The sequence below is a fragment of the Leifsonia stereocauli genome (assembly GCF_038432415.1).
Classification (GTDB): domain Bacteria; phylum Actinomycetota; class Actinomycetes; order Actinomycetales; family Microbacteriaceae; genus Orlajensenia; species Orlajensenia stereocauli.
Genome location: NZ_JBCAUN010000001.1, coordinates 713789 through 737007, shown reverse-complemented (window position 1 = coordinate 737007; position 23219 = coordinate 713789). Strand labels below are relative to the sequence as shown.

25 protein-coding genes are annotated in these 23219 nt (G+C 68.6%); 3 read left to right on the top strand and 22 right to left on the bottom strand.

Features of this window, described 5'->3' with window-relative positions; translation table 11 throughout:
- Positions 1-59: 59 nt before the first annotated feature.
- Both AADV74_RS03650 and AADV74_RS03645 read right to left on the bottom strand, forming a co-directional pair.
- Complete coding sequence (locus tag AADV74_RS03650) at positions 60-1034, bottom strand: tetratricopeptide repeat protein (protein ID WP_342111927.1); 975 nt, start codon at positions 1032-1034, stop codon at positions 60-62.
- Positions 1031-2944: a DUF8094 domain-containing protein gene (locus AADV74_RS03645; RefSeq protein ID WP_342111925.1), complete on the bottom strand. Its 1914-nt coding sequence runs from the start codon at positions 2942-2944 to the stop codon at positions 1031-1033. Before AADV74_RS03645 ends, AADV74_RS03650 begins: the two co-directional genes overlap by 4 nt.
- 185 nt (positions 2945-3129) lie before the next feature.
- Here AADV74_RS03645 and AADV74_RS03640 point away from each other — a divergent pair, with 185 nt between their 5' ends.
- Both AADV74_RS03640 and AADV74_RS03635 read left to right on the top strand, forming a co-directional pair.
- Entirely contained in the window at positions 3130-4743 is a 1614-nt protein-coding gene (locus AADV74_RS03640; protein ID WP_342111923.1) for a coiled-coil domain-containing protein, read from the top strand.
- Positions 4744-4770: 27 nt separating this feature from the next.
- A complete protein-coding gene (locus AADV74_RS03635) occupies positions 4771-5835 on the top strand; it encodes an AI-2E family transporter (protein WP_342111920.1) in 1065 nt (354 codons plus the stop codon).
- A gap of 73 nt (positions 5836-5908) precedes the next feature.
- Here the strand turns inward: AADV74_RS03635 and AADV74_RS03630 are convergent, their stop codons facing one another.
- The 9 genes from AADV74_RS03630 to rpsB all read right to left on the bottom strand — a co-directional run bounded on the left by AADV74_RS03630 (position 5909) and on the right by rpsB (position 12567).
- Positions 5909-6625: an alpha/beta hydrolase gene (locus AADV74_RS03630; RefSeq protein ID WP_342113091.1), complete on the bottom strand. Its 717-nt coding sequence runs from the start codon at positions 6623-6625 to the stop codon at positions 5909-5911.
- A 41-nt stretch (positions 6626-6666) separates the two neighbouring features.
- The gene (locus tag AADV74_RS03625; RefSeq protein ID WP_342111918.1) at positions 6667-6969 is read right to left on the bottom strand and encodes a hypothetical protein; all 303 of its coding nucleotides are present in this window, start codon (positions 6967-6969) and stop codon (positions 6667-6669) included.
- A gap of 23 nt (positions 6970-6992) precedes the next feature.
- A complete protein-coding gene (locus tag AADV74_RS03620; protein ID WP_342111916.1) occupies positions 6993-7685 on the bottom strand; it encodes an aggregation-promoting factor C-terminal-like domain-containing protein in 693 nt (230 codons plus the stop codon).
- A gap of 56 nt (positions 7686-7741) precedes the next feature.
- Positions 7742-8290, bottom strand: a complete 549-nt coding sequence (locus tag AADV74_RS03615) for a DivIVA domain-containing protein (RefSeq protein WP_342111915.1) — start codon at positions 8288-8290, stop codon at positions 7742-7744.
- Positions 8291-8311: 21 nt separating this feature from the next.
- Positions 8312-9334, bottom strand: coding sequence for a phosphatidate cytidylyltransferase (locus AADV74_RS03610; protein WP_342111913.1), 1023 nt, complete (start codon positions 9332-9334; stop codon positions 8312-8314).
- Between the two features lie 5 nt (positions 9335-9339).
- On the bottom strand, positions 9340-9894 hold the full coding sequence (gene frr, locus AADV74_RS03605; RefSeq protein ID WP_056162232.1) for a ribosome recycling factor: 555 nt from the start codon (positions 9892-9894) through the stop codon (positions 9340-9342).
- A 34-nt stretch (positions 9895-9928) separates the two neighbouring features.
- A complete protein-coding gene (gene pyrH, locus AADV74_RS03600) occupies positions 9929-10645 on the bottom strand; it encodes a UMP kinase (protein ID WP_056162230.1) in 717 nt (238 codons plus the stop codon).
- Positions 10646-10777: 132 nt separating this feature from the next.
- Positions 10778-11608, bottom strand: coding sequence for a translation elongation factor Ts (tsf, locus tag AADV74_RS03595; RefSeq protein WP_342111904.1), 831 nt, complete (start codon positions 11606-11608; stop codon positions 10778-10780).
- 26 nt (positions 11609-11634) lie between these two features.
- On the bottom strand, positions 11635-12567 hold the full coding sequence (gene rpsB / locus AADV74_RS03590; RefSeq protein WP_342111901.1) for a 30S ribosomal protein S2: 933 nt from the start codon (positions 12565-12567) through the stop codon (positions 11635-11637).
- 269 nt (positions 12568-12836) lie between these two features.
- Here rpsB and AADV74_RS03585 point away from each other — a divergent pair, with 269 nt between their 5' ends.
- On the top strand, positions 12837-13358 hold the full coding sequence (locus AADV74_RS03585; RefSeq protein ID WP_342111899.1) for a M23 family metallopeptidase: 522 nt from the start codon (positions 12837-12839) through the stop codon (positions 13356-13358).
- Positions 13359-13405: 47 nt separating this feature from the next.
- On the opposite strand, the gene AADV74_RS03580 is transcribed toward AADV74_RS03585, so the two are convergent.
- The 11 genes from AADV74_RS03580 to AADV74_RS03530 form a co-directional block, all read right to left on the bottom strand.
- Positions 13406-14413 carry a tyrosine recombinase XerC gene (locus AADV74_RS03580; RefSeq protein WP_342111896.1) on the bottom strand — a complete coding sequence of 336 codons (1008 nt, stop codon included), beginning with the start codon at positions 14411-14413 and terminating at the stop codon, positions 13406-13408.
- Positions 14406-15392, bottom strand: coding sequence for a metallophosphoesterase (locus tag AADV74_RS03575; protein WP_342111894.1), 987 nt, complete (start codon positions 15390-15392; stop codon positions 14406-14408). The genes AADV74_RS03580 and AADV74_RS03575 overlap by 8 nt, the downstream gene beginning before the upstream one ends.
- An 87-nt stretch (positions 15393-15479) precedes the next feature.
- Entirely contained in the window at positions 15480-16748 is a 1269-nt protein-coding gene (gene dprA / locus AADV74_RS03570) for a DNA-processing protein DprA (RefSeq protein WP_342111892.1), read from the bottom strand.
- The gene (locus tag AADV74_RS03565; RefSeq protein WP_342111889.1) at positions 16748-18286 is read right to left on the bottom strand and encodes a YifB family Mg chelatase-like AAA ATPase; all 1539 of its coding nucleotides are present in this window, start codon (positions 18284-18286) and stop codon (positions 16748-16750) included. The genes dprA and AADV74_RS03565 overlap by 1 nt, the downstream gene beginning before the upstream one ends.
- Complete coding sequence (locus AADV74_RS03560; protein WP_342111888.1) at positions 18283-18642, bottom strand: YraN family protein; 360 nt, start codon at positions 18640-18642, stop codon at positions 18283-18285. The genes AADV74_RS03565 and AADV74_RS03560 overlap by 4 nt, the downstream gene beginning before the upstream one ends.
- Before the next feature lie 250 nt (positions 18643-18892).
- Positions 18893-20266 (bottom strand): glucose-6-phosphate dehydrogenase, encoded by a 1374-nt coding sequence (locus AADV74_RS03555; RefSeq protein WP_342111886.1) that lies wholly within the window; start codon positions 20264-20266, stop codon positions 18893-18895.
- Positions 20267-20275: 9 nt separating this feature from the next.
- A complete protein-coding gene (locus AADV74_RS03550; RefSeq protein WP_055819192.1) occupies positions 20276-20599 on the bottom strand; it encodes a DUF2469 family protein in 324 nt (107 codons plus the stop codon).
- A 12-nt stretch (positions 20600-20611) separates the two neighbouring features.
- On the bottom strand, positions 20612-21268 hold the full coding sequence (locus AADV74_RS03545; protein WP_342111883.1) for a ribonuclease HII: 657 nt from the start codon (positions 21266-21268) through the stop codon (positions 20612-20614).
- The gene (gene lepB / locus AADV74_RS03540; RefSeq protein ID WP_342111881.1) at positions 21265-22041 is read right to left on the bottom strand and encodes a signal peptidase I; all 777 of its coding nucleotides are present in this window, start codon (positions 22039-22041) and stop codon (positions 21265-21267) included. Before lepB ends, AADV74_RS03545 begins: the two co-directional genes overlap by 4 nt.
- Before the next feature lie 64 nt (positions 22042-22105).
- A complete protein-coding gene (rplS, locus tag AADV74_RS03535) occupies positions 22106-22456 on the bottom strand; it encodes a 50S ribosomal protein L19 (protein ID WP_055819197.1) in 351 nt (116 codons plus the stop codon).
- A gap of 211 nt (positions 22457-22667) precedes the next feature.
- Entirely contained in the window at positions 22668-23186 is a 519-nt protein-coding gene (locus AADV74_RS03530; protein WP_342111879.1) for a hypothetical protein, read from the bottom strand.
- Between the last annotated feature and the right edge of the window lie 33 nt (positions 23187-23219).

The window sequence follows — 23219 nt, the reverse complement described above, 5'->3', positions numbered from 1 at the left end:
GCTTCGACCGCGGACTTCGTCCGGGCCTCAGCGAGCAGAGCGTTGCAGCCCGACGCTCGTCAGTAGAGCAGCGCCGTCAACCGACGACGGGCCGGCGCCACTCGCGGGTCCTCGAGGCCGACGACCTCGAAGAGCTCCAGCAGGCGCTCGCGCACCACGTTCTTGCCCGCGGCATCCAGCTTCGGGAAGACCGTGAGCAGCCGGTCGAAAGCATCGTCGATGTGTCCGCCGGACAGGTCCAGGTCGGCGACGTCGAGCTGCGCGTCGAGGTCGTCCGGCGCGGCTGCAGCGCCGTTGCGGATCTGATCGATGGTCTTGCCCTGCAGGCGGAACAGCAGGCTCACCTGGGCGAGTCCGGCGACGGCCTCGCGATCGGCGGGGTTCTGGGCGATCGCCGTCTTGTAGTGGCCGATCGCGGCCGGGTAGTCGCCGTCCTCGATGGCGGCGTAGGCCTCGGCGTGGTGCGGCGGCAGCGGCTTCTCGACGGGCTCCGGAGCCTCGGTTGCGGCATCGGCATCGGCATCGAGAGCGGTCGCGGTACCCGTGACGCCGTTCTGGGCGGCCAACTGCAGTACCTGCTCGAGAACGCCGCGTGCCTGCTCCTCGGGAACGACGCCGGCGAACAGCGGAACCGGCTGGCCCGACACGATGGCGGCCGTGGTCGGAACCGACTCCACCCGGAATGCCTGGGCGAGCTGAGGGTTCGCCTCGGCCTGCACCGTGGCCAGCACGAAGCGTCCGCCGAAGCTGCGCACGAGCCTCTGCAGCACGGCGGTGAATGCCACCGACTCCTCGGCCCAATCGGCGGCGAGGTCGACGATCACGGGAACGTGCTGCGAGAGCTCGAGCACCTCGCCGAAGTTCTCGTCGGTGCCGTTGAGCACGAGGCTCGGCACCTGAACAGCGCCGCCGGATGCCGCCGGAGTTCCGCCACCCGCTGGAGCTCCGGGAGCGCCCGGCTTCGGCCGGTTCGCGAGCGAGGACAGGTCGACAGCACCGCTCAGGCGGGACGGCACGGGGGGAAGGTTGGTCACGGTACCTCCGAGGCAGAGATGAGTCCCTGCGAGAACCCGAGGAGCTTGATCTTCTCGGACGACCCCGCAGGAGGAACGTAGAACAGGATCTGGTCGCCGTAGGTCTGGGTGACGCCCTTGGCCGAGTTCTCGACACCCGAGTAGGCCTTGGCCGCGTTCTGCGGCGACACCGTGCCGCCATCCGTCGGCTTCACCGTCTCGGTCTCGTTGATGTTGGCCGTGACGACGGCACCGGAGTCGTTCGTCGCGAGGGCGATGGTGAGCCCCTCCCCGACGGAGTTCGTGAAGTCGATCGCGGCGGTAGCCGGGAGGGCCGCACGGCGCTCCTCCTTCGTGGCGACGCCGACCTGTGCGATCAACGGATCGTTCTCGGTGTCGAAGAGCGGGTAGTACTGGCTCTTGTCGCCCTGGAGGAGGATGTCGGCGTAGGCAGTGGACACCTGGTCGGGCGGAAGCAGCAGGAACTCGGAGTCCGGTGCGACGATCGGAGAACCGATCACGGCTGGAGCCAGCCCGGGTACGGTGGCGTCGGCCGTGAGCGAGACCGCGTAGCGCACGAGGTAGTTGTCCCGCGGCGATTCCTGGGTCATGACGAGAGCCGTCGGCTTGGTGGTCGGGTCGTCCTGGTTCTGGATGACCGTCATCACGACGCGGGGCCAGGAGTCGGTCTGCTGCGGGGCTGTCACGACGACCGGGGCCGCGGGGATCGCGTCGGGAGCTGCGTAGTCGGGCAGAGTCGCACGCACCTTGTAGTTGGCCTCCCGCAGCAGGAGGGCAGGCCCAGTGAAGCGAGTCTTGATCGCGTCGACGTCGAGCGCCTTGTCGGCGTCGCCGGCCAGAACGGCGATCTTGCGCACGATGCGCTCCAACTGGGGCACTGTCACGGCGGGAGGCTTGATGTCCTCGTCAGCGACGGGTGCCGGGGTCGAGTCCGCGGTGGACGTGGCCGAGGCCGAGGTCGTCGGCTCAGGGCCGAAGGTGGGCCAGTAGTCGGACGAGCATCCGCTCAGGGTCAACCCGCCGATCAGGACGACGGGCAACACGGCGATGCGAGGCGCGCGCCCGATGGCACGGCGACCACCGCCGTTGCCGGTGACCTCCTTGATCGTCTTCGGCTTCGGCGCACGGGGAAGTTTCGGCATCCGGGGCCCCTTCGGCATGTTGCGTCGCGGTCGACGGGAGCGCCGCAGGTGCAGCAGCGCCAACAGGTAGCTCACGAGGCCGACCAGCAGCAGGACGAGCCCGCCGACGATCAGGGGCCCGGCCCACGGAGTGGAGTTGTCGAGCGGCCAGGTGATGGTGATCTTCGAGGGAGCCGGCTCGGCACCGTCACCGGCGACGAGCAGCGAGTACCCCTCGGGAATGCTGAGGGTGGCGCTGACGCTGCCCGTGCCGGAGTACTCCTCGAGCCAGAGGTCACTGCCGGCGGGGTTGGCGGTCGGATCGGCCGCGGCTGCGTCATCCGCCGTCGCATCGGCCGCTGCCTCGTCGGCGGCTGCCGGCGGGGCGGGCGTTGCCGGAGTGGTGGCACCGGGGGTCGGCGTGCCCGTCGGCGTCGAGGTCGGCGTCGGCGTGGGTGTCTCCGTCGAGGCCGGGGGCTTCGTCGTCAGCTCGTTCGACTTCTTGTCGAAGCGCACGGTCTCGAAGGGCTCGTCGCCGATCCACGCCGTCACGTCGGCTTCGCGGCCGAGGGCCATCATCACCGGACCGGAACCGGAGACCTTCACGGTCTGGGCACCGGGGTGTGCGAGCAGGGCGCTCGCGTCGATGACGGAGTACGGGTCGCCGTCCTGGGTGGTGACGGCGAGCTCGATGCTCGACGGTTCGAGCAGCACTGTGCGCTGGGCGATGCCGAACGCGATCATCACTGCCGCGACGAAGAACGCCGCAATGGCTAGAACGAATCGCACGTAAGAACTCTCCTCGTGTGCCGGATGCACAGACCCCTCAGACTAACCGATCGACTCCTGAGAGTCGCCTCAGCGCTCCCCACCTGCCCCGGATGGGGTCGTATGCGATGGGATGCCGTCACCCACTAAAATCATGAGCGGCGCGCATGCTCTCCCCCGGCTGCCGCATCGACAAGGAGTATTAAGTGGCCACCGACGAGACAGAGTTCACCCAGGTCTTCCGCGGATACGACCGCGACGAGGTCGACAAGGTCATCCAGGCTCTTCGCCGCGACGTCATCACGTCGAACAACCACGCCACGGAGTCCGCCAAGGACATCAAGCGCCTCAACGCCCGCATCGACGAGCTGAGCGCAGAACTCGAAGAGGTCGGAAGCCCGACGTTCTCCGGACTCGGCACCAAGCTGGAGAACACGCTCCGCGTTGCCGAGGAGCAGTCCACCCGGCTCATCGCCCAGGCCGACATCGACGCCGAGAAGCTCCGCAGTTCAGCTTCGGGCGAGGTCGAGAAGATCCGCAGCCAGGCCAACGACCAGGCCGAGCGCGTGCTGAACGACGCCCGCGGCAAGGCCGCGCGCATCCTCGACGATGCCCGCATCGAGGCCGACGACGTCGTCACGCGCGCCAAGGAGCAGCAGGAGCTGTTGACCCAGGATGCCGCCCGCGACGCGTCCGCCATCCGCGGGGCCATCGCCACGGAGGCCGCAGAGCTGCGCGCCACCGCAAAGCGCGAGACCGCCGCGATCCGCGCCGAGGCCGAGCACGAGGCCGCCGAGATCCGCGTCGTGGCCAACCGTGAGGCATCCGAGGCTCGCGAGGCCGCGGCAGGTCTCGCCCAGGAGACGGAGCAGACCCGTGCCGAGGTCGCGCTCGAACTCGACCAGGCCCGCGCAACCCTCGCCCGCGAGACGGAGCAGGCGCGCATCGACCTCGCTCGCGAGACCGAGCAGGCTCGACTCGACCTCGAGCGCGAGAGCGCCGAGGCACGCCAGGCCATCGACGCCGAGATCGCCGAGGCCCGCACAGCCCTCGAGCACGAGCTCACCCAGCAGCGCACCGACCTGCAGCGCGAGATCGACGCGACCCGCGCCGAGCTCGGGTTGGAGCGCGAACAGGCGAAGACCGACCTCGGCCGCGAGTCCGAGGCGGCCAAGCAGCGACTCGACCACGAGCTGGCACGCCTCCGTGCTCGCCACGACGCCGACGTCGAGCAGTCCCGCGCCGATCTGGCGCTCGAGCACGACCAGGCCAAGGCCGACTTCGAGGCCGACGCCGAGCAGGCCCGCATCGACCTCGAGAACCAGCTCTCCGCCATGCGCAAGAAGGCAGACCACGAGGTCGGCAAGCTCCGACGTGAGACCGAGCAGGCCCGCATCGATCTCGATGTCGAGCTCAAGGCCCGCCGCGACGAGGCAGAGCAGGAGCATCTCGCCCGCCACCAGGAGGCCGTCTCGCAGACGCAGAAGTTCCTCGACGACGCCAACGCCCAGCTCGCCGAGGCCATCGCGCGCACCAAGGACAACCGCGCGGAGGCTGACCGCCTCGACACCGAGGCGAAGGCCGAGTCGCGTGCCCTCGTCTCGCAGGCGGAGTCCGACGCCGCCGACGCCATCAGCGAGGCCGAGGCCCGTGCCAAGGCAGCGATCGCCGAGGCCGATGAGCGCACCCGCGCCCTGGTGTCCGACGCTGAGGACCGCCTCTCGCAGATTCGGATCGAGCGCGACGCCGTCGCCGGCTACTTCGAGAGCCTGCGCAGCGTGCTCAAGCAGGCCGAGCAGGTCCGGGCCGACGGCGAATAGCCGCGGCAGAGCGGGAACCCGACCTCAGTGAAGATCCACAACGCCTTCAGGCTCGGCCTGATCGGAACGCTCGGCGTGGGCCTCGGCCTGCTCATCATCTTCTCGGTGGTGCAGCTGTCGACGATCCTCACGTATGTCGGCGCCGCACTGTTCCTCGCTCTCGGCCTCGACCCCGTCGTCTCGTGGCTCGAGTCCAAGCGGTGGCCGCGCTGGTCGGCCATCCTCGTGGTGGTCGTCGGCGTGCTCGGCCTGGTGGCAGGACTCGTGGTGCTTGTCGTGCCGATCATCGTGTCGGAGACCTCGAAGTTCATCTCGCAGGTCCCGTCGATCGTCGAGCGGGTGGCGAGCCCCGACTTCATCGACCAGCTGCAGGACCAGTTCCCGGCTTTCGACGTGCCGCTCATCGCTGACAACATCACCAAGTCGATCAACGACTTCGTGGCCGATCCGACCAAGGTCGGCGATCTCGCCGGCGGCGTGCTGGCCATCGGCATCGGCATCGGCGCCGGGCTCTTCGCCGTGATCATCGTGCTCATCCTGACGCTGTACTTCACGGCGTCGCTCGGATCGATCAAGCGGGCGACCTACCAGCTGGTCCCGGCCTCGAAGCGTGAGCGGTTCTCGGACCTGACCGAGCAGATCACGGCATCCGTCGGCCGCTTCGTCGTGGGCCAGGTGAGCCTGGGTCTCATCAACGGGGTCCTGAGCTTCATCTTCCTGTCCATCATCCAGGCGCCGTTCCCGGCAGTGCTCGCATCCATCGCGTTCCTCCTGTCGATCATCCCGCTGGTCGGAACGATCTCGGGCTCGGTCATCATCGTGCTGGTGTGCCTCATCCCCGGCCTCGGGTCGCCGTTGACCGCCCTCGTGGCCGCGATCTACTACATCGTGTACATGCAGGTGGAGGCATACGTGTTGAGCCCGCGCATCATGAGCCGCGCGGTCTCGGTCCCCGGCTCTGTCGTCGTGATCGCCGCCCTCGCCGGAGGCGCACTTCTCGGCATCCTCGGCGCGCTCATCGCCATCCCCGTCGCCGCGTCGATCATCCTGATCATCAAGCAGGTCGTGATCCCCCGCCAGAACGAGCTCTAGGCGTCGGTCGGCGGCGCCTCTGCTGCTGCACGACCTCCACCCCCGGAGGTGCTGCCGCCCGCGCTCCGTCCTGTCAGTCGGCAGGCCAGTGCGTCGGAAGCGGCAGGGCAGCCGGGTTCACGACGCGCACGATCTCGTCGAGGACCCGACGGGTCTGCGTCTCTCCGACCCAGAGGTGCTTGGCGTCGTCGACCGCGATGACCTCGGCATCCGGGACCGCTGCGAACCTCTCCAGCGCCTCCGCTGGCTTGAGGAAGTCGTCGTGCTCCGGAATGAGTGCGACCACCGGATGCCCGCTCCCGGCCCACCGGGCCAGCTCGCCGGGGCTGGTGCGGCGCAGCGGCGGCGACAGCAGGATGACCCCGTCGATCGGGTGCTCCAGCCCGTGCTTCAGGGCGAGTTCGGTTCCGAACGACCAGCCCACGAGCCACGGATGTGGCAACCCGCGCTCGGCCACGAAGTCCATGGCCGCTGCCACGTCCTCGCTCTCGGTCACCCCGTCGCCGAAAGCTCCGTCGCTGGTCCCCCTGGGCGACGACGTCCCCCGGGTGTTGAAGCGCAGCACGGCGAGGTCGGCCAGCGCCGGAAGCCTTCCGGCAGCCTTCCGCAGGATGTGGGAGTCCATGAAGCCGCCGTGGGTGGGCAGCGGATGCAGCGTCACGAGGGTCGCCACCGGTGGCCTGTCGGCAGGCAGCGCGAGCTCGCCCACGAGCGTCAGCCCGTCGCTCGTGCGCAGCTCAATGTCCTCTCGGATGGCCGGGAGGTCGATGCCCCCGCGGATCTCCTGCATGGCCGTGTCGGTCAACGGATCCTCATCTCGTGCGGCATCCGTCACCGGATGCGCCAGCAGTGGTTGTGCCAGTGGCGACGATCGGCGAGTGCGGCGGCATCGCCGAGCATGGCGTCTGCGCGCCAGGCGACGACGTGGGCGATGCCCGGGTCGATCGCCAAGGAGCATCCTGGGCACACGTAGCTCTTGACGGCCTGCAGGCTCGAGACGGGCTGCACGTTCCAACTGCCGTCGCGCTTCGCCTCGGTCCGACGCCAGCCGGCCATGAGGCGGGTCAGGTCGTCGTCAGGCTCGTCGTCGCCCCGCCCGCGCCCGCGCTGCGGCGGACGGTTGGATCGGGGCATGGGTCCAGTCTAAGCGCGACGGCTCAGTACCAGCCGGCGTCTTCGGAGTGCGCCCAGGCACCGCAGGGGCTTCCATAGCGGTCGCCGATGTAGCCGAGCCCCCACGCGATCTGCGTCGCGGGGTTGGTCTCCCAGTCTCCGCCGGCGCTGCCCATCTTGGAGCCCGGAAGGGCCTGCGGGATTCCGTAGGCGCCACTCGAACCATTGCTCGCGTAGACGTTCCAGCCCGATTCGCGGTTCCACAGGGCCACCAGGCAGCTGAACTCGCCGTCGCCCCAGCCTCGGGCGTGCACCATGTCGAGGGCGATCGCCTGCGCCGTACCGGGGTCGGGGGTGCCGGCGGGCGGTGCCCAGCCTGAGCTCTCCTCCTCCTCCTCGACAGCGGCGGGCTCGATGATCACGGGCGCCGGCTCGGGCTTGGCCATCACGTCGTAGCCGTCGCGCTGGATCGTCACCTCGTACGCACCGGCGACGTCGAGCGCCTGCACGTCTGACGGGTCGTACGCCTGTGGAACGCGGAAGTACGGGGAGGCTGTCGCGCCCGAGTACGGGTCGACGACGTTGACCAGGACGAAGGCGGCGCTGGCGGCGAACGCGAAGGCGAACAGTGCCGCGTGAGACCGGGACCGGCGGCGTACCGGCACGGGTCGCTTCATCGGTGTCGCGACCACGACAGCGGTCTTGACGGGGACGAGTTCTCCGGAATGCCTACCCACGATTTCTCGATGCTAGCCCAGATGGGCCTGTGACGACCACCTTCGCGCCGCGTGGCTCACCGAACGGCCAGCATCACGTCGACGACGCTGTCGAGCACGATGTCGACCTGCGCCTCGCGATAGCCACCGCGCTGCGGGCGGAAGACAGCCGTGCGCACGTCGTCGACTGTGAGTGCGTAGCCGTCCTGGAAGTAGCGGGTGAGCTTGGCGGCGAACTTGTCGACGTCGGCAGTGCTGTAGCCCTCGGTGAGGAAGCTGGTGCGCTGGAACCGATGGCCCTTCTCGCGTGCGAGCCGGTTCAGAATGACCTGGGCGGTCTGGCGGGCCTCGCGATACCACTCCTCGTTCCCGGCCTCATGCAGTGCCCGATCACGCTCGCGGGCGGCGAAGGCGTCCTCGAGACGCTCGAGGGCCGCGTCGACGTGCTGCGTCGAGTAACCGCTCTTCTGCATCGAGAAAGCCGTGCGACGGATGTCGTCCGCCACCATCGTCGCCGTCGTGGGGTCGGCATCGTAGGCGACGCGCGCTTCCGCGAGGAACGCCTCGACCTGGTCGACGTTGTAGCCGGGCTTGCCTCTACCGGCGCGGGGGAAGGTGGTACTCACGGGATCATTCTGCCAAACAGATCAGGCGAAGATGAGGAACAACGCGTACGTGATCACTGCCGACGGCAGGATCGAGTCGAGCCTGTCGAGGAATCCGCCGTGTCCGGGGAGCCAGGAGCTCATGTCCTTGATTCCGAGGTCGCGCTTCAGCAGCGACTCGGCGAGGTCGCCGATGGTCGCCGAGAGCACGATGGCCACCCCGAACACCAGACCGAACCACCAGGGCATCTGCAGCATCAGGGTGGCGAGGAGCACTCCCCCGACGAGACTCGCGGCCACGGCGCCGGCGAAGCCCTCCCAGGTCTTCTTCGGACTGATGCGCGGGGCCATCGGATGCCGCCCGAACGAGAGCCCGCTGGCGTACGCGCCGGTGTCCACGGCGATCACGAGGATCAGGAATGCGAGAATCCAGTACTCGCCGCCCTCGCGTGCGAGGAGGAGCACAGTGAAGCTCATGAAGAGCGCCACGTAGATCAGGACGAAGATCGCGGAGCCGACGTCGCGCAGCAGCGAACTGCCGTCCACCCGACGCCCGGGAAGCAACGTCTCGATGAGTCGCCAGAGCGTGACGAGGGCGATGCCGCCGACGAGGCCGAGCCACTGGCCGGCTCCGGACCAGAACCAGGTCAGGGGGATCATCGCGACGGTGGCGAAGATGACGGGGATGATCGGCACCATCCGACCGGACCGACGCAGGCCCTGGCTCAGCTCGTAGACGGTGAAGAACACGATGAACGCTCCGAAGAGGAGGAACAGTTCCTTCACCACGATGAGGCTGAAGAGCATGGCGAATCCGAGAGCGAGACCGATGAGGATCGCAAGGATCAGATTGCGGCCTGTGCGGGCCTGGATCTTCTCACTCGTCGCTTCGATCTTGCCGCGGGTCGCCTCGAACTGGCGCTCGATGTCTGCGCGCGTGGATTCGAGCTGGCGCTCGATATCAGCACGAGTCGCCTTCACCTGGGCCCGGACGTCGTCACGCTTCCCATCGCGCTTGCGGCGAGGATCCCGGGGTTCCGGAACGGGTTCATCAGGAGCGGACATCAGCCCTAGACCTCGAGGAGTTCGGCTTCCTTGCGCTTCAGTGCGTCATCGATGGCATCGACGTGCGTCTTGGTCACCTGCTCGAGTTCCTTCTCGCCGCGGGACACCTCGTCGTCGCCGACCTCGCTCTTCAGGGCGTCGAGCTCGTCCTTCGCCTTGCGACGGATGTTGCGCACTGACACCTTGGCGTCCTCGCCCTTGCTCCGGACGATCTTCACGAACTCCTTGCGGCGGTCTGCCGTGAGCTCGGGAAGGGTCACCCGGATGATGTTGCCGTCGTTCGACGGGTTCGCACCGAGATTCGGGGTGTCGCGGATGGCCTGCTCGATGTCGCGCAGGGCGCTCTTGTCGTAGGGCGTCACGACGAGGGTGCGGGCCTCGGGGTTCGCCAAGGAGGCGAGCTGGGCCAGCGGCGTGGGCGTGCCGTAGTAGCTCACCATGATCTTCTGGAAGAGCTGGGGGTTCGCACGCCCTGTGCGCACGGAGGAGAAGTCGTCTTTGGCGACTTCGACCGCCTTGCTCATGCGGGCAGCGGCATCGGACAGGACATCCGCGATCACGGTGACTCCTTCTGGAAGGTACTTGAGGGAAAGCTTAGTTGCTGACGACGGTGCCGAGGTCGGCACCGAGGATGGCGGCGGTCACGTTGCCTGCCGGCTCCATCCCGAAGACCTGCATGGGCATGTCGTTGTCCATGCAGAGGCTGAAGGCAGTGGAGTCGACGACCTTGAGGCCCTGCTGGAGCGCCTCCTGGTACGTGATCCGGTCGATCTTCTTCGCGTCTGGGTTGGTGCGCGGGTCGTCGTCGTAGACGCCGTCGACGCCGTTCTTGGCGACGAGCACGACATCGGCCTCGATCTCGAGCGCGCGTTGGGCCGCGACCGTGTCGGTCGAGAAGTACGGCAGGCCTGCGCCGGCGCCGAAGATGACGACGCGGCCCTTCTCGAGGTGGCGCTCCGCCTTGCGGGGAATGTACGGCTCGGCGACCTGGGTCATCGAGATCGCCGACTGGACGCGCGTCTCGAGACCGGCCTGCTCGAGGAAGTCCTGGAGGGCGAGGGCGTTCATGACGGTGCCGAGCATGCCCATGTAGTCTGCGCGCCCACGGTCCATGCCGCGCTGCGAGAGCTCCGCCCCGCGGAAGAAGTTGCCGCCGCCGACGACGATGGCGATCTCGACCTGGGTGGCGGCATCCGCGATCTCCCGTGCCAGTGCACTGACGACATCGGGGTTGACGCCGAGGGATCCGCCGCCGAAGGCCTCTCCCGAGAGCTTGAGGAGCACGCGCCGCCTCGTGTGGGTTCCGTTCATGCTGGACGCATCCTTTTCGTCGACTGTGATCAACCTACTGTGCCCCGACTGCGGGGCGTGCCATCGCTCGCGCGATGGCAGAGAAAAAGGAGCCCGGATCGCTGACGATCCGAGCTCCTTTCACCGTGCGTGTTACGCGCCGACCTTGAAACGGGCGAAGCCCGAGATCGTCAGTCCGGCATCCGAGACGACCTTGGCGACGGACAGCTTGTTGTCCTTCGCGTAGTCCTGCTCGAGCAGGGCGACCTGCTTGAAGTACGCGCCGACGCGACCCTCGATGATCTTCGGGAGGGCGGCCTCGGGCTTGCCCTCCTCACGGGAGATCTGCTCGACGATGGCGCGCTCCTTGTCGACGGCGTCAGCCGGGACATCCTCGCGGGTCAGGTACTCGGGGTTCGCGAACGAGATGTGCTGCGCGATCGACCGAGCGGTCTCAGCGTCTGCACCGGCGTAGCCGACGACGACGCCGACCTGCGGGGGCAGGTCCTTCGACGTCTTGTGCAGGTAGATCGCGAAGTGCTCGCCGGAGACGAGAGCGACGCGGCGCAGCTCGATCTTCTCGCCGAGGATGGCGGCCTCGCCGTCGATGAGGTCGGCCACGGTGCCACCGTCCGCGGGAGCCGCGAGGCCCTCGTCGACGGATGCCGCACCGGCCGCGGCGACAGCCGCGAGGACCTTCTCGGACAGCGCGACGAACTTGTCGCCCTTGGCGACGAAGTCGGTCTCGCAGGCGAGCTCGATCAGCGTGGCGGTTCCGTTGCCGTTCTCGACGGCGGCCACGAGGCCCTCGGACGTGGAGCGGTCGGCACGCTTCGCGTTGCCCTTCGCACCCTTGAGTCGGAGGATCTCGGTCGCCTTCTCGACGTCACCCTCGGCCTCGACGAGCGCAGCCTTGGTGTCGGACATGCCGGTACCGAGCTGCTCGCGCAGAGCCTTGAGATCGGCGATGTTGAAGTTAGCCATAGATGATTTCTCTCTCGTGAAAGTGATTACTTGGCGACGGCGTCGGCTGCAGCAGCCTCGACCGGAGCCTCGACGGGAGCCTCGGCCTCGACGACCTCGAGGGGCGTCTCAGCGTCTGCGACCTCGACGGCGACGTCGGCCTCAGCGGCGTCGGCGACCTTCTCGGTCTCTGCCGAAGCCTGATCGGGGGTGCTCTCGCTGCCGGCCTGGAGAAGCTCGGCCTCCCACTCGGCGAGCGGCTCAGCAGGCTCCTGGCCCTCTTCGGGCTTCTGGTGGCGCTGGACGAGTCCCTCTGCCGCAGCATCGGCGACGATGCGGGTCAGCAGTGCGACGGAGCGAATGGCGTCATCGTTGCCCGGGATCGGGTACTGGACGTCGTCCGGGTCGCAGTTGGTGTCGAGGATGGCGATGACCGGGATGCCCAGCTTGTGAGCCTCGTCGATCGCGAGGTGCTCCTTCTTGGTGTCGACGATCCAGATCGCAGACGGCGTCTTCGTGAGGTTGCGAATTCCACCGAGGCTCTTCTGAAGCTTGATGAGCTCGCGCTTCTGGATGAGCAGTTCCTTCTTGGTGTAGCCACGGCTCGTGTCGTCGAAGTCGACCTCCTCGAGCTCCTTCATGCGAGCGAGGCGCTTGGAGACCGTCTGGAAGTTGGTGAGGAGTCCACCGAGCCAGCGCTGGTTGACGTAGGGCTGGCCCACGCGGAGCGCCTGCTCGGCGATGGAGCCCTGAGCCTGCTTCTTCGTTCCGACGAAGAGGATGGTGCCGCCGTGAGCGACGGTCTCCTTCACGTAGTCGTAGGTCTTGTCGATGAAGGCGAGCGACTGCTGCAGGTCGATGATGTGGCTACCCGAGCGCTCGGCGAGGATGAATCGCTTCATCTTCGGGTTCCAACGGCGGGTCTGGTGCCCGAAGTGAACGCCGCTGTCGAGCAGCTGGCGAATGGTGACGACGGCCATGGCCGTACTCCTTCTTCTCAGTTATGCCTCCGATCGGATGATCAGACGCCCTGGTGCCCGGCGCACGCCCGCTGCCCCTCGCGAGAGGTGCAGACTGAGTGGGTGTGTCGGCCGAAACGGCACGCGTAGTCAGCGCTCGAAGGCGCTGCTCGGATCAGTCTAGCAGTTCACGGGTGTGCAACTCCCCCACAGCTGCAGCCTGCGCCGGCGACTCCCACCGGGTACATCGGCGGGCGTGCGGACCGCGTCGGTGAACGGATGCTGGAGGCATGGGATCCCGTCTCCGCCGCAGTCTGCGACTGCTCGCCTGGTCCGCCGCCATGGGCTGTCTCGGGCTCGGCGCCTCTTCCGGCTCTGCGGCTGTCGAAGTGGCACCCGACCCGGGTTGGCGGTGGCCGCTCGCCCCGCCCGTGGAGGTCGCCGCGGCGTTCCTGGCGCCCGCCACGAGCTACAGCGCCGGGCACCGGGGCATCGACCTGGTCGCGGCATCCGGGACACCAGTGCTCGCGCCGACCGACGGCATCGTCTCCTTCGTCGGAACCGTGGTGGATCGTCCGCTGGTGACGGTCGACCACGGCGATGGAGTGCTGGTGAGCCTCGAACCGGTGCTGGCGACGGTCGCCGAGGGCGAACCCGTGGCGCGCGGGCAGCCGCTCGGCTCCGTCGCTGCCGGCGGGCACTGCGGCGAGGGCTGCCTCCACCTCGGAGTGCGGGTGTACGGCGAGTACGTCTCGCCGCTGGCCTTCATCACCGGACTGCCGCGGGCGGTGCTGCTTCCCCTGGGGCGGTGATTCCGAGACGCCGCGCGGCGCGGGTGCTCGCGTCTGCGCACGCCGGCTCAGGCGCGCGGGTGGGCAGTCCTGTAGCTCTCGCGCAGGCGCTCGGTCGACACGTGGGTGTAGATCTGCGTGGTGCCGAGACTGGCGTGGCCGAGCATCTCCTGCACGGCCCGAAGGTCGGCCCCGCCGTCGAGAAGGTGCGTGGCCGCAGTGTGCCGCAGGGCGTGAGGCCCCGATGGTCCGCCGCCCGGCAGGTCGACGAGCAGGCCGGCGACGAGCCTGTACACGCTGCGAGTGCCGACTCTGGCACCGCGCGCGCCGAGGAAGAGGGCCGCTGCATCCGACGATGAACCGGACGCCCGCGCCAGCAGGGTCGACCGCCCGAGGCGTATGTAGTCGACGATCGCGTTCTGCGCGGGCAGGCCGAAGGGAACGACCCGCTGCTTTCCTCCCTTGCCCATGACCCGCACGGTGAGGCGGTCGAGATCGACATCGTCGACGTCGAGTCCGACGACCTCGGAGACACGGAGTGCCGAGGCATAGAGCAACTCCACGATGGCGAGGTCGCGGCGTGCCACGGGGTCTCCCCCGGCAGATGCGTCGACGAGGGCACCGATGAGGGCATCCATCTGGCCGCGATTGATCACTCGTGGGAGACTGCGGAGCGGCTTCGGGGACCGCAGGCGCACACCCGGATCGTCTGGGATCTCGCCGGTGCGCGCGAGCCAGGCTGTGAAGCCGCGAGCGGATGCGGCATGGCGGGCGATCGTGGAGCGGGCGAGGTCGCGTTCGGTGCCGGCCCAGAGCCAGTCGCGCAACAACGGGAGGGTGATGCCGTCGAGGGTGGTGACGCCGTTCACCTCGGCGAAGTCGATGAGCTCGGCGATGTCGGTGCGATAGGCACGCACCGTGTGCGGCGAGAATCCCCGTTCGATGCGGAGCTGGCGGGCGTAGTCGTCGAGTGCGCTGTCGAGCTCGCTCGGGGTCGCTGGCCCGGCGGCGGCGGTCCCGCTGGCGATGTTCCCGGCGGTGGCCTTCCCGGGCTTGGCGCCACCGACCTCAGCCATCGATCGGCCGCTGTCGCGAGAACGCGTCGCGACGCCCCTCCACGTCGAGTTCGCGCATCCGCGCCGTGAAGTCGGCGCCGAAACGGGTGACCGTGCGCGCTGACGTCAGAGGGACGACGGAGTGCACGACGCGATCGTCGTAGACGTGCACGAGGTTGAGCGACTGCCCGGCATCGGAGCCGATGAGCTCGTCGACGGGTGCGGCGAGATCCATCGTGTAACAGGTGGCCGCGGCAACGGACACGGGGATGCCGGCGAACAGGCTGGTGGAGGCGTAGTGCAGGTGGCCGCCGAGGATGGCACGGATGTCGCTGCCGGCGACGACTGCGGCGAGTCGCTCCTGGCGTTCGAGCTCGAGGATCTGCATGGCCCCGATCGGTGTCGGAATCGGCGGGTGGTGCAGGGCGAGCAGCGAGCCGTGCTCGGCGGGCTCAGAGAGCACGTCGGCCAGCCACTCCAGCTGGGCGTCGTCGAGGGCGCCGTGGTGGTAGCCCGGGACGCTGGTGTCGAGGGCGATGACGCGGAGGCCGTGCACCGTCGTCACGGTGTCGACGGGGGCGGCTGCTTCGAAGGTGGTCGCAGAAAGGGCAGCATCGGCGGAAGCGTCAGCTGCACTGACGGTCGCGGCTGCGTTGCCGGCGCGCAGCAGTTCACGGCGGAACGGAATCCGCTCGTCATGGTTGCCCATGACCCAGATGACCTCGGCGCCGATCCGGTCAGCGGCGGGCTCGACCACCGCTCGCACGCGCGCGTAGGCGTCGGGCTCGCCGCGATCGGTGATGTCGCCGGTGAAGACGAAGGCGTCGAGACGGATTCCGGATGCCTCGAGACGCTGCAGCGCCGCAGCCAGCCCGGTGTCGGTGTCGACGGTGCCGTAGAGCGCCCCGTCGGCGAGGAAGTGCGTGTCGCTGAGGTGTGCGATCACGTGCCTGGGCGCCGGGTACTGCCCGAACTGCGGGGGCAGTGTTGCGTCGAGCATGAGCGCGCCTTCCGTGGATCCTGTTCACCACGATAGGGCGCGACACCGACGCCGCCGGGTTCGGCGCACCGTCGCCTCGACGCTCGCTCACCTCCCCCTGATCCAGCCGGAACCCCGGTTCAGCGCCCGCTCGTCGAGGTCGAGTGCGCCCAGAACTCCGGCGACGACCGCCACGGCGAGCCCGGATCGACGCGCGATCTCGTCGACACCGCGGGAGCTGCGGCTGCTGAGGGCGTCGAGTACCCGCAGTTCGTCGCTGGTCGGTTCCACGACGGATCCTCCGGCGGATCCGGTACCCGTGGCGGAGGCGCCTGAGGTGATGGGACCGGATGCCGTCGGGTCGGCGTCCGGCAGCAGTTCGAGCATCTCGTCGACGCTCGTGACGCAGACGGCGTCGTAGTCGCGGATGAGCCGATGGCAGCCTGCGCTCGTGACGCTGGTGATGGGACCGGGAACGGCTCCGAGCGGGCGGCCGAGTGCGGCGGCGTGCCCAGCCGTGTTGAGCGAGCCCGATCGCCAGCCGGCCTCGAGCACGACCGTGGCCTGACTCGACGCCGCGATCAACCTGTTGCGCTGCAGGAAGCGCCACTTGGTGGGCTGGGAGCCGCAGGGAAGCTCCGAGATGACGGCACCGACCGAGGCGATTCGTGACAGGAGATCGTCGTGGCCGGCCGGGTAGAAGCGGTCGACGCCACCGGCCAGGAAGGCGACGGTGATGCCGTCACTCGCGAGCGCGGACCGGTGGGCCATGCCGTCGATGCCGTAGGCCGCACCGGAGACGATGGTCAGCCCGCGGTCGGCCAGTCCGGATGCCGCGTCTGAGGCGATCTGCTCACCGTAGAGCGAGGCAGCGCGCGCCCCGACCAGCGCGATGGAGCGGCTCAGCCCACGCAACGCGTGATCGACTCCGCGCACCCACAATGCGATCGGAGCGTGCACGCCGAGATCGTCGACTCCACGAGGCCAGTGCGCATCGTCGGGCAGCAGGAGTCGCGTGCGGGTGGCGGCCGCGGCGACGATGGCCTGCACGACGTCGCCGGAGCGGAGCCGCGGACGCCAGCGGCTGCATCCGTCGTCGAGCTCCTTCATCAAGCGGGTTCGATCGGCCGCACCGGCCGGGTCCATCCGTCGAGCGAGTGACTCCGGGCTCTCGTCGCGGATGAGCGCCTCGAGCGCGTCATCGGCATCGAGGGCCGTGACGAGCATGCCGGCAGCTCGGTCTCCGGGCTCGGCGAGCAGGGACCACGCCGCACGACCGAACGCCTGATCGGCCGCGTGCTGGTCGGGTGGCGCTTCGGCACGGACAGTGCAGACGAGTCGGGCGATCTCGGCATCCGCGATTCCGAAACGGCTCATCAGCTCGATCCCTTCCTCAGGAAGATGGCCTGCCCGAGGTGCTCGGCCGAGGGAACGGGGGCGCCATCGAGGTCGGCGATAGACCACGCGACGCGGAGAATGCGGTCGTAGCCGCGCATGGTGATGACGCCGCGCTCCAGGGCACGATCGAGCGCGGCGAGGGACGAGGCCGACGGACGTACGCCGTCGCTGCGCAGCCACCGCCCGGGCACCTCGGCGTTCATGCGCCACGGTGTGCCGGCGAGGCGCGCGCGAGCCACGCCGCGGGCCTGCACTATCCGCTCGCGGGCCTGTGCCGTCGTCAGACGAGCCGTGTGCGGTGCGAGGCGGAGTTGGGCCGCACTCACCCTGTCGACCCGGAAGTGGATGTCGATGCGGTCGAGCAGGGGGCCCGAGAGCCTCGCCAGGTAGCGCCGGCGCAGATTGGGCGGGCAGGTGCACGACTCGCGCGCCACGCCGAACAAGCCGCACGGGCAGGGATTCGCCGCCAGCACCAGCTGGAAGCGGGCGGGAAAGGCTGCGACGGCGTTGGCGCGATGGATGGTGATGCGGCCCGACTCGAGAGGCTGGCGGAGCGCATCGAGCACGGCGGCCGGGAACTCGGGAGCCTCGTCGAGGAACAGCACCCCATGGGCCGCGCGCACCGCAGCGCCTGGCTTGATGATGCCGCTGCCTCCCCCGACCATGGCAGCGGCCGTGGCCGTGTGATGCGGGGCCTCGATCGGCGGGCGACGCGACAGCCCCGCGCCGACAGGCAGCCCTCCACCGAGGGAGCGCACTGCGCTCACCTCGAGGGCCGCGTCGTCGTCGAGGTCGGGGAGGATGCCGGCCAGTCGAGCGGCCAACATCGTCTTGCCGGCGCCCGGCGGTCCGAGCATCAGCAGATGATGCCCGCCTGCCGCGGCGACCTGCAGGGCCATCACGGCGGCATCCTGGCCGATGACATCAGCCAGGTCACCGGCATCGTCGTCTTCGTGAGGTGGTTCGACGGGCCCCGCGATGGCGTCGACCGGCTCCGGCTCGAACTTCCCGCCGTGCCAGATCGCCGCATCGCGCAGGCTCGCCACGCCGATCACCTGCATGCCCGGGACGAGCTCCGCCTCCTCGACGCAGGCCGTCGGCACCATCACGCGGGAGCGGCCTGCGGCGCGGGCCGCGGCGACGGCGGGAAGCACTCCCGCGATGGGACGGAGCCTGCCGTCGAGCGCCAGTTCGCCGAGATGCACGACCCGCTCCAGCGACTCCTGCTCGATGCCGCCGGCAGCGGCGAGACAGGCCAGCGCCACGGCAAGGTCGAAGCCGCAGCCGTGCTTCGGGAGCGACGCCGGCGACAGGTTCACGGTGATGTGATGTGCCGACAACGGCATGCCCGAGTTGCTCGCCGCAGCACGCACGCGGTGACTCGCCTGCGACAGTGCCGTGTCGGGCAGTCCGATGATGACGAGCCCGGGGAGCTGGCTGGAGATGTTCGCCTCCACCTCGACGAGAGTCCCGGTCATTCCGAGGAGGGCGACGGAGCTGGTGCGGCCGAGTTTCATGAAAGCCGCTGCAGGTGCTCGATGCTCGGGTCGCCGGTGCGCGGCGCGATGATCGCGATGGCGTCGATGCGGATGCGCCTGCGCGTTCCGGCGCTGCTCGCCTCGCACCATGCCGCCGCGAGTCGCCGCATCCGAGCCATCTTGCCGAGGGTGATGGCCTCGAACGGATGCCCGAAGTCGGTGCTCGATCGGGTCTTCACCTCGACGAAGACGGTCTCGCCGCCATGCTCGGCGATCACGTCGATCTCACCCTCGCGGCAGCGCCAGTTGCGCCCGATGACGCGGTAGCCGCGTTCGGTCAGGTAGTCGGCGGCGAGTTGCTCGCCGCGTCGTCCGAGTTCGATCCTGTCGCCCATGCAGACGACTCTGGCGGCCCGGGAACTGGAGCGGGTCGAGGCCGATGCATCGGTGCGAGGAGGTGCAGAGCCGTCGCCGATGGGGAGGAGGGCGGAGGAGGGCGTGCGGACCCCTCAAGGCCGTGCTTTCGTGCTCCTGCGGAGAGAGACCTTCTTCAAGCGCATCGGGCGGTCGCTTCGCTCGGCCTTCAACGAGCGGAGCCCTCAGCGAGCGGGCCCTCGGCGAGCGAGGCCTCGAGCGCGCGGGGCATCAGGCCAGCGGACGACTCCAGCCACGCGGGTTCGCCGACCCGGCCTGGTACGTGTCGAGCTCGACGGCGTCGCGTCGCCAGGCCGCGAGCACCGGCGCCACGATGCGCCAGCACTGTTCGGCAACGTCGCCGCGCACCGACAGGGTCGGGTCGCCCTCGAGGAGTTCCGCCAGGACCTCGCCGTAGGCGCTCAGCTCGCTCACCTCGAAGTCGGCCGAGAGGGTGTCCCACTCGAGCTTGAACGGGTCGGCTCCGCCGTTCACGGCGAGATCGATGTCGAGCACAGGGGGCTTCAGTCCGATGCGGATGCGCGCGTCGCGTGCGGGGCCGGTGAAGCCGTCCGGCAGGTGCGGGACCGGCTTCAGCGTGATGATGATCTCCTGTCGCGGGTTGCCGATGGCCTTGCCCGACCGCAGGATGAACGGGACTCCAGCCCAGCGCCAGTTGTCGATGGCGACGGCCATCTCGGCCAGCGTCTCCGTGCCGCGGGTCCGGTCGACACCGGGCTCCCGCAGGTAGGAGGGCAGCTCGCGTCCTTCGACGTCGCCGGCGGTGTAGCGGGCGCGCCGGCTGGCCGTTCCGTCGTGCTTCCACGGGCGCACCGCGCGCAGCAGCTGCACCATTCCGCCGCGCAGCACCTCCGAGCTGAGATCTGACGGCACCTCCATGGCCGCGAGGGCCAGCACGAGGAGCAGGTGGCTCTGGATCATGTCCGTCAGCGCACCCGCATGGTCGTAGTAGCCCGCGCGCCCCTCCAGGCCGAGACGTTCGTCGAAGATGACCTCGACGCGCTCGATGTGCTCAGCAGACATCAGCGGCTCGAACAGTCGGTTCGCGAAGCGGAGACCGAGCAGGCCCAGCACGGTCGACTTGCCGAGGAAGTGGTCGACCCTGAACACCTGCTCCTCGGGAACCAGGGTCTCGAGGAGTCGGTTGAGGGCCCGCGCGCTGGCTGCGTCGGTTCCGAACGGCTTTTCGAGCGCCAGCACGACACCTGTCGGGAGGGTGACGGATGCGAGCGCCGCGCACGCCGCTGCCGCGATCGCCGGGGGCAGGGCGAAGTACAGCACGACGCGCCCCTCAGCTGCGTCGAGCGCGCGCTGCAGGTCGTCCGCCGAGGTCGCGTCACCCTGGAGGTAACGGCTCGACTCCAGGACGGAGGTGCCGATCGACGACGGCGCATCGGCGAATGCCGTACGCACCTTCTTCTGCCAGGCGGCATCCGTCATCGGTTCACGATCGACGCCGATGAGCGCCATGTGCGCACCTCGGGACGACGCCAGCAGCGAGGCGAGGCCCGGCAGCAGCAGCCGAGACGTCAGGTCACCGCCCGCACCGAGGATGATCAGGGTCTCACGAGCAGCGGTAGCCATGGGCCGACCCTACTCGTCGAGTGCGAGTTCCTTCGGCAGCTCGAACTCCTTGGCGGCGAGTTCCTCGACGTTGACGTCCTTGAAGGTGAGCACGCGCACGGACTTCACGAAGCGGTCGGACCTGTAGACGTCCCAGACCCAGACGTCCTTCATGTTCAGCTCGAAGTAGAAGTCGTGCTCGGTGTCGCGACGCACCAGATCGACCTCGTTGGCGAGGTAGAAGCGGCGTTCGGTCTCGACGACGAACTTGAACTGCGTGACGATGTCGCGGTATTCGCGGTAGAGCGCCAGTTCGACCTCGCGGTCGTAGTCGTCGAATTCATCCTCGTCCATGGTGCTCCAATCCTACGCCGGGACGGCGGTGCTCTTCAGCCAGCTGAGCCTGTGGAGCGCCGACGGTCCGTGCTCCTCGATCGCAGCGTAGTGCCCGGCGGATCCGTAGCCCTTGTTCCCCACCCAGCCGTAGGCCGGGCTGGTGTCGTGCGCCTCGATCATGAGACGGTCGCGATGCACCTTGGCGATGACTGATGCCGCTGCCACCGAGCCGCAGTCGCGGTCTGCCTTCACGCGCGTGACGACGGGCAGGGGCGTCGTGAGCGCCGGGCTCAGCCAATCGTGACTGCCGTCGAGCAGGATGGCCGACTCGAGGATGGCCGCACCGGAGGCATGCAGCAGGCCGAGGGCGCGCTTGCCTGCGAGGCCCAGCGCCGGGATGATGCCGATGGCATCGACCTCCTCGGCCGAGGCGAGACCGACCGCCGAGTGCAGCACCCAGGCCGTGGCGACGGGGGCGAGCACCTCACGCCGCTTCTCGCTGAGGAGCTTGGAGTCGCGGAGTCCGTCGGGAACCACGACGTGCGTGCGTTCGAGGACTGCCATGCCGACGGCCACCGGCCCGGCGATGGCACCGCGCCCGACCTCATCGCAGCCGATCACGTAACGGTGGCCGGAGTCGAAGAGCTCGAGTTCGAATTCGAGCGTCGGGTCTGCGACGGGCGTCATTCGCCGCCGTCGGACCGTGCTGAGGCGGGGTCGGGAACTCCGCCGAAGACCTCGGGAAAGTCACCGAGCCAGGCCCAGTGCTCGACGGGCCAGCTCACCACGAAAGCGCGACCCACGACGTTGTCGATCGGCACGTAGCCCTTGCCCGGCGTCGTCCCGTTGTAGCGGGAGTCCTTCGAGTTGTAGCGGTTGTCGCCCATGACCCACAGCGATCCGGCTGGCACCGTCGTCTCGAAGTCGTCCTTCGATGCCCGCGTCTCACCCTCGGGGATGACGATGTACGGCTCGTCGAGGGGCACGTCGTTGACGCTCACCTGGCCGAGGGCGTTGCAGCAGGCGACGTGGTCGCCGGGCAGACCAATGACCCGCTTGATGAGGTGGTCATTGCTGTCGGGGGCGGAGAGCCCGACGAGGGAGAGCAGCCAGTCGAAGCCGGCTGCGATCGGGTTCTGCTCGATTGCTGGTGTCGGCATGAGCCATCCGCCCGGATCCTTGAAGACGACGACATCGCCGCGCTCGATCGCCACCAGGTCGGGAACGAGTTCGTTGACGATGATGCGGTCGTGGACCTGGAGCGTCTCGCGCATCGACTCCGACGGGATGAAGAACGACCTGATGAGGAAGGTCTTGACCAGGAAGGAGATGAGGATGGCGGCGAGGAAGATGATGAGCAGATCGCGCACGAAGAGCAGCGCTCCGCGATTCTTCCGACGCGGACGCTGTTCGACTGGCTGGTCTTCCGTGCTCACGAGCACCGTGTCTTCTTCTGTCATTTAACTGTCTGAGCTCCCCACCCGATTGTACGGGGCGGGGAGCTCAGAGAAGTTCAAGCGGCGACTAGTGGTTGTCGCGCTTCTCCTTGATCTTGGCCTTCTTGCCACGCAGGTCGCGCAGGTAGTAGAGCTTCGCGCGACGCACGTCACCGCGGGTGACGACCTCGATGTGATCGATGACCGGGGAGTGCAGCGGGAAGATGCGCTCGACGCCGACCTGGAAGCTGACCTTGCGGACCGTGAAGGTCTCGCGGATGCCCTCGCCGGAGAGGCGGATGACGACACCCTGGAAGACCTGGACACGCGAGCGGCTGCCCTCGATGATGTTGACGTGCACCTTCACGGTGTCGCCGGCGCGGAACGCGGGGATGTCGGTGCGGAGGTTGGCCGCATCGACGGCGTCGAGGATATGCATGCTGATTCGCTCTCTGTGCCCGCCACCGGTCGAACACGGACTAGTTGATTGAAGATGAGGATCGTGCCGCGATGGCTGCGATTGCAGCGCTGACTCCCCGGAGGCAGAGCCTGTACTGCGGCACGATCTCCTATTCTGCCACGGATGCCCCGATCAGGGCAAAACGCGCTCAGCGCGGGCAGGCGCTTCCCAGGGTCGCGCCCGGTGCGTCCTAGTCGCCGTCCCGGTCACGCGACTCGTGGATGATGATCACCTCGTCGTCACCACCGACTGGCGCGGATCGCGTGGCCGTGTAGTAGCCGCCTTCGACCGGTGACGGATGGGCCGCCTGAGCTTCGAAGGTCTCCATGGTCTCGCGCATCACGCGGGCGCCATCGGTGAACAGCTCCCACAGGGCGATCCAGAAGGCGCAGATCGCGGCGAGGGCACCCAGCACGGCGAACAGCGAGGTCGTGTCGCCGAAGAACCCGAAACCGATGATGCAGGCCCAGAGAACCGTGAGCACGCCGACATCCCGCCAGGACAGCGCCTTGTCGCGGCGTACGGCGGGGCGTGCTGAGAGCAGCGCAGCGATCACCACGAGGGCGATGAACACGATCGGACAGGCGATCACGAGACCGAGGAAGCCCCAGCCGCCGTGGCCGTAGATGCCCCACCCGATGAGCATCCAGGCCGGCAGCACGAAGGCAGCCGGGAAGAGGGCGTAGAAGAAGGCGCGACGCAGGATCACGGCATCAGCCTACGGTTCCGGGGCTGGGAAGAG

What these genes read in the sequence shown, in the direction of transcription:
- AADV74_RS03585 (WP_342111899.1), top strand. Translation starts at nt 12,837, where the DNA reads ATGGGATCCCGTCTCCGCCGCAGTCTGCGACTGCTCGCCTGGTCCGCC.
- pyrH (WP_056162230.1), bottom strand. Translation starts at nt 10,645, where the DNA reads ATGAACGGAACCCACACGAGGCGGCGCGTGCTCCTCAAGCTCTCGGGA.
- AADV74_RS03545 (WP_342111883.1), bottom strand. Translation starts at nt 21,268, where the DNA reads ATGACGCCCGTCGCAGACCCGACGCTCGAATTCGAACTCGAGCTCTTC.
- rpsB (WP_342111901.1), bottom strand. Translation starts at nt 12,567, where the DNA reads ATGGCCGTCGTCACCATTCGCCAGCTGCTCGACAGCGGCGTTCACTTC.
- tsf (WP_342111904.1), bottom strand. Translation starts at nt 11,608, where the DNA reads ATGGCTAACTTCAACATCGCCGATCTCAAGGCTCTGCGCGAGCAGCTC.
- AADV74_RS03565 (WP_342111889.1), bottom strand. Translation starts at nt 18,286, where the DNA reads ATGAAACTCGGCCGCACCAGCTCCGTCGCCCTCCTCGGAATGACCGGG.
- lepB (WP_342111881.1), bottom strand. Translation starts at nt 22,041, where the DNA reads ATGACAGAAGAAGACACGGTGCTCGTGAGCACGGAAGACCAGCCAGTC.
- AADV74_RS03575 (WP_342111894.1), bottom strand. Translation starts at nt 15,392, where the DNA reads ATGCTCGACGCAACACTGCCCCCGCAGTTCGGGCAGTACCCGGCGCCC.
- AADV74_RS03630 (WP_342113091.1), bottom strand. Translation starts at nt 6,625, where the DNA reads ATGCAGGAGATCCGCGGGGGCATCGACCTCCCGGCCATCCGAGAGGAC.
- AADV74_RS03625 (WP_342111918.1), bottom strand. Translation starts at nt 6,969, where the DNA reads ATGCCCCGATCCAACCGTCCGCCGCAGCGCGGGCGCGGGCGGGGCGAC.
- AADV74_RS03580 (WP_342111896.1), bottom strand. Translation starts at nt 14,413, where the DNA reads ATGGCTGAGGTCGGTGGCGCCAAGCCCGGGAAGGCCACCGCCGGGAAC.
- AADV74_RS03555 (WP_342111886.1), bottom strand. Translation starts at nt 20,266, where the DNA reads ATGGCTACCGCTGCTCGTGAGACCCTGATCATCCTCGGTGCGGGCGGT.
- rplS (WP_055819197.1), bottom strand. Translation starts at nt 22,456, where the DNA reads ATGCATATCCTCGACGCCGTCGATGCGGCCAACCTCCGCACCGACATC.
- AADV74_RS03550 (WP_055819192.1), bottom strand. Translation starts at nt 20,599, where the DNA reads ATGGACGAGGATGAATTCGACGACTACGACCGCGAGGTCGAACTGGCG.
- dprA (WP_342111892.1), bottom strand. Translation starts at nt 16,748, where the DNA reads ATGAGCCGTTTCGGAATCGCGGATGCCGAGATCGCCCGACTCGTCTGC.
- AADV74_RS03610 (WP_342111913.1), bottom strand. Translation starts at nt 9,334, where the DNA reads ATGTCCGCTCCTGATGAACCCGTTCCGGAACCCCGGGATCCTCGCCGC.
- AADV74_RS03560 (WP_342111888.1), bottom strand. Translation starts at nt 18,642, where the DNA reads ATGGGCGACAGGATCGAACTCGGACGACGCGGCGAGCAACTCGCCGCC.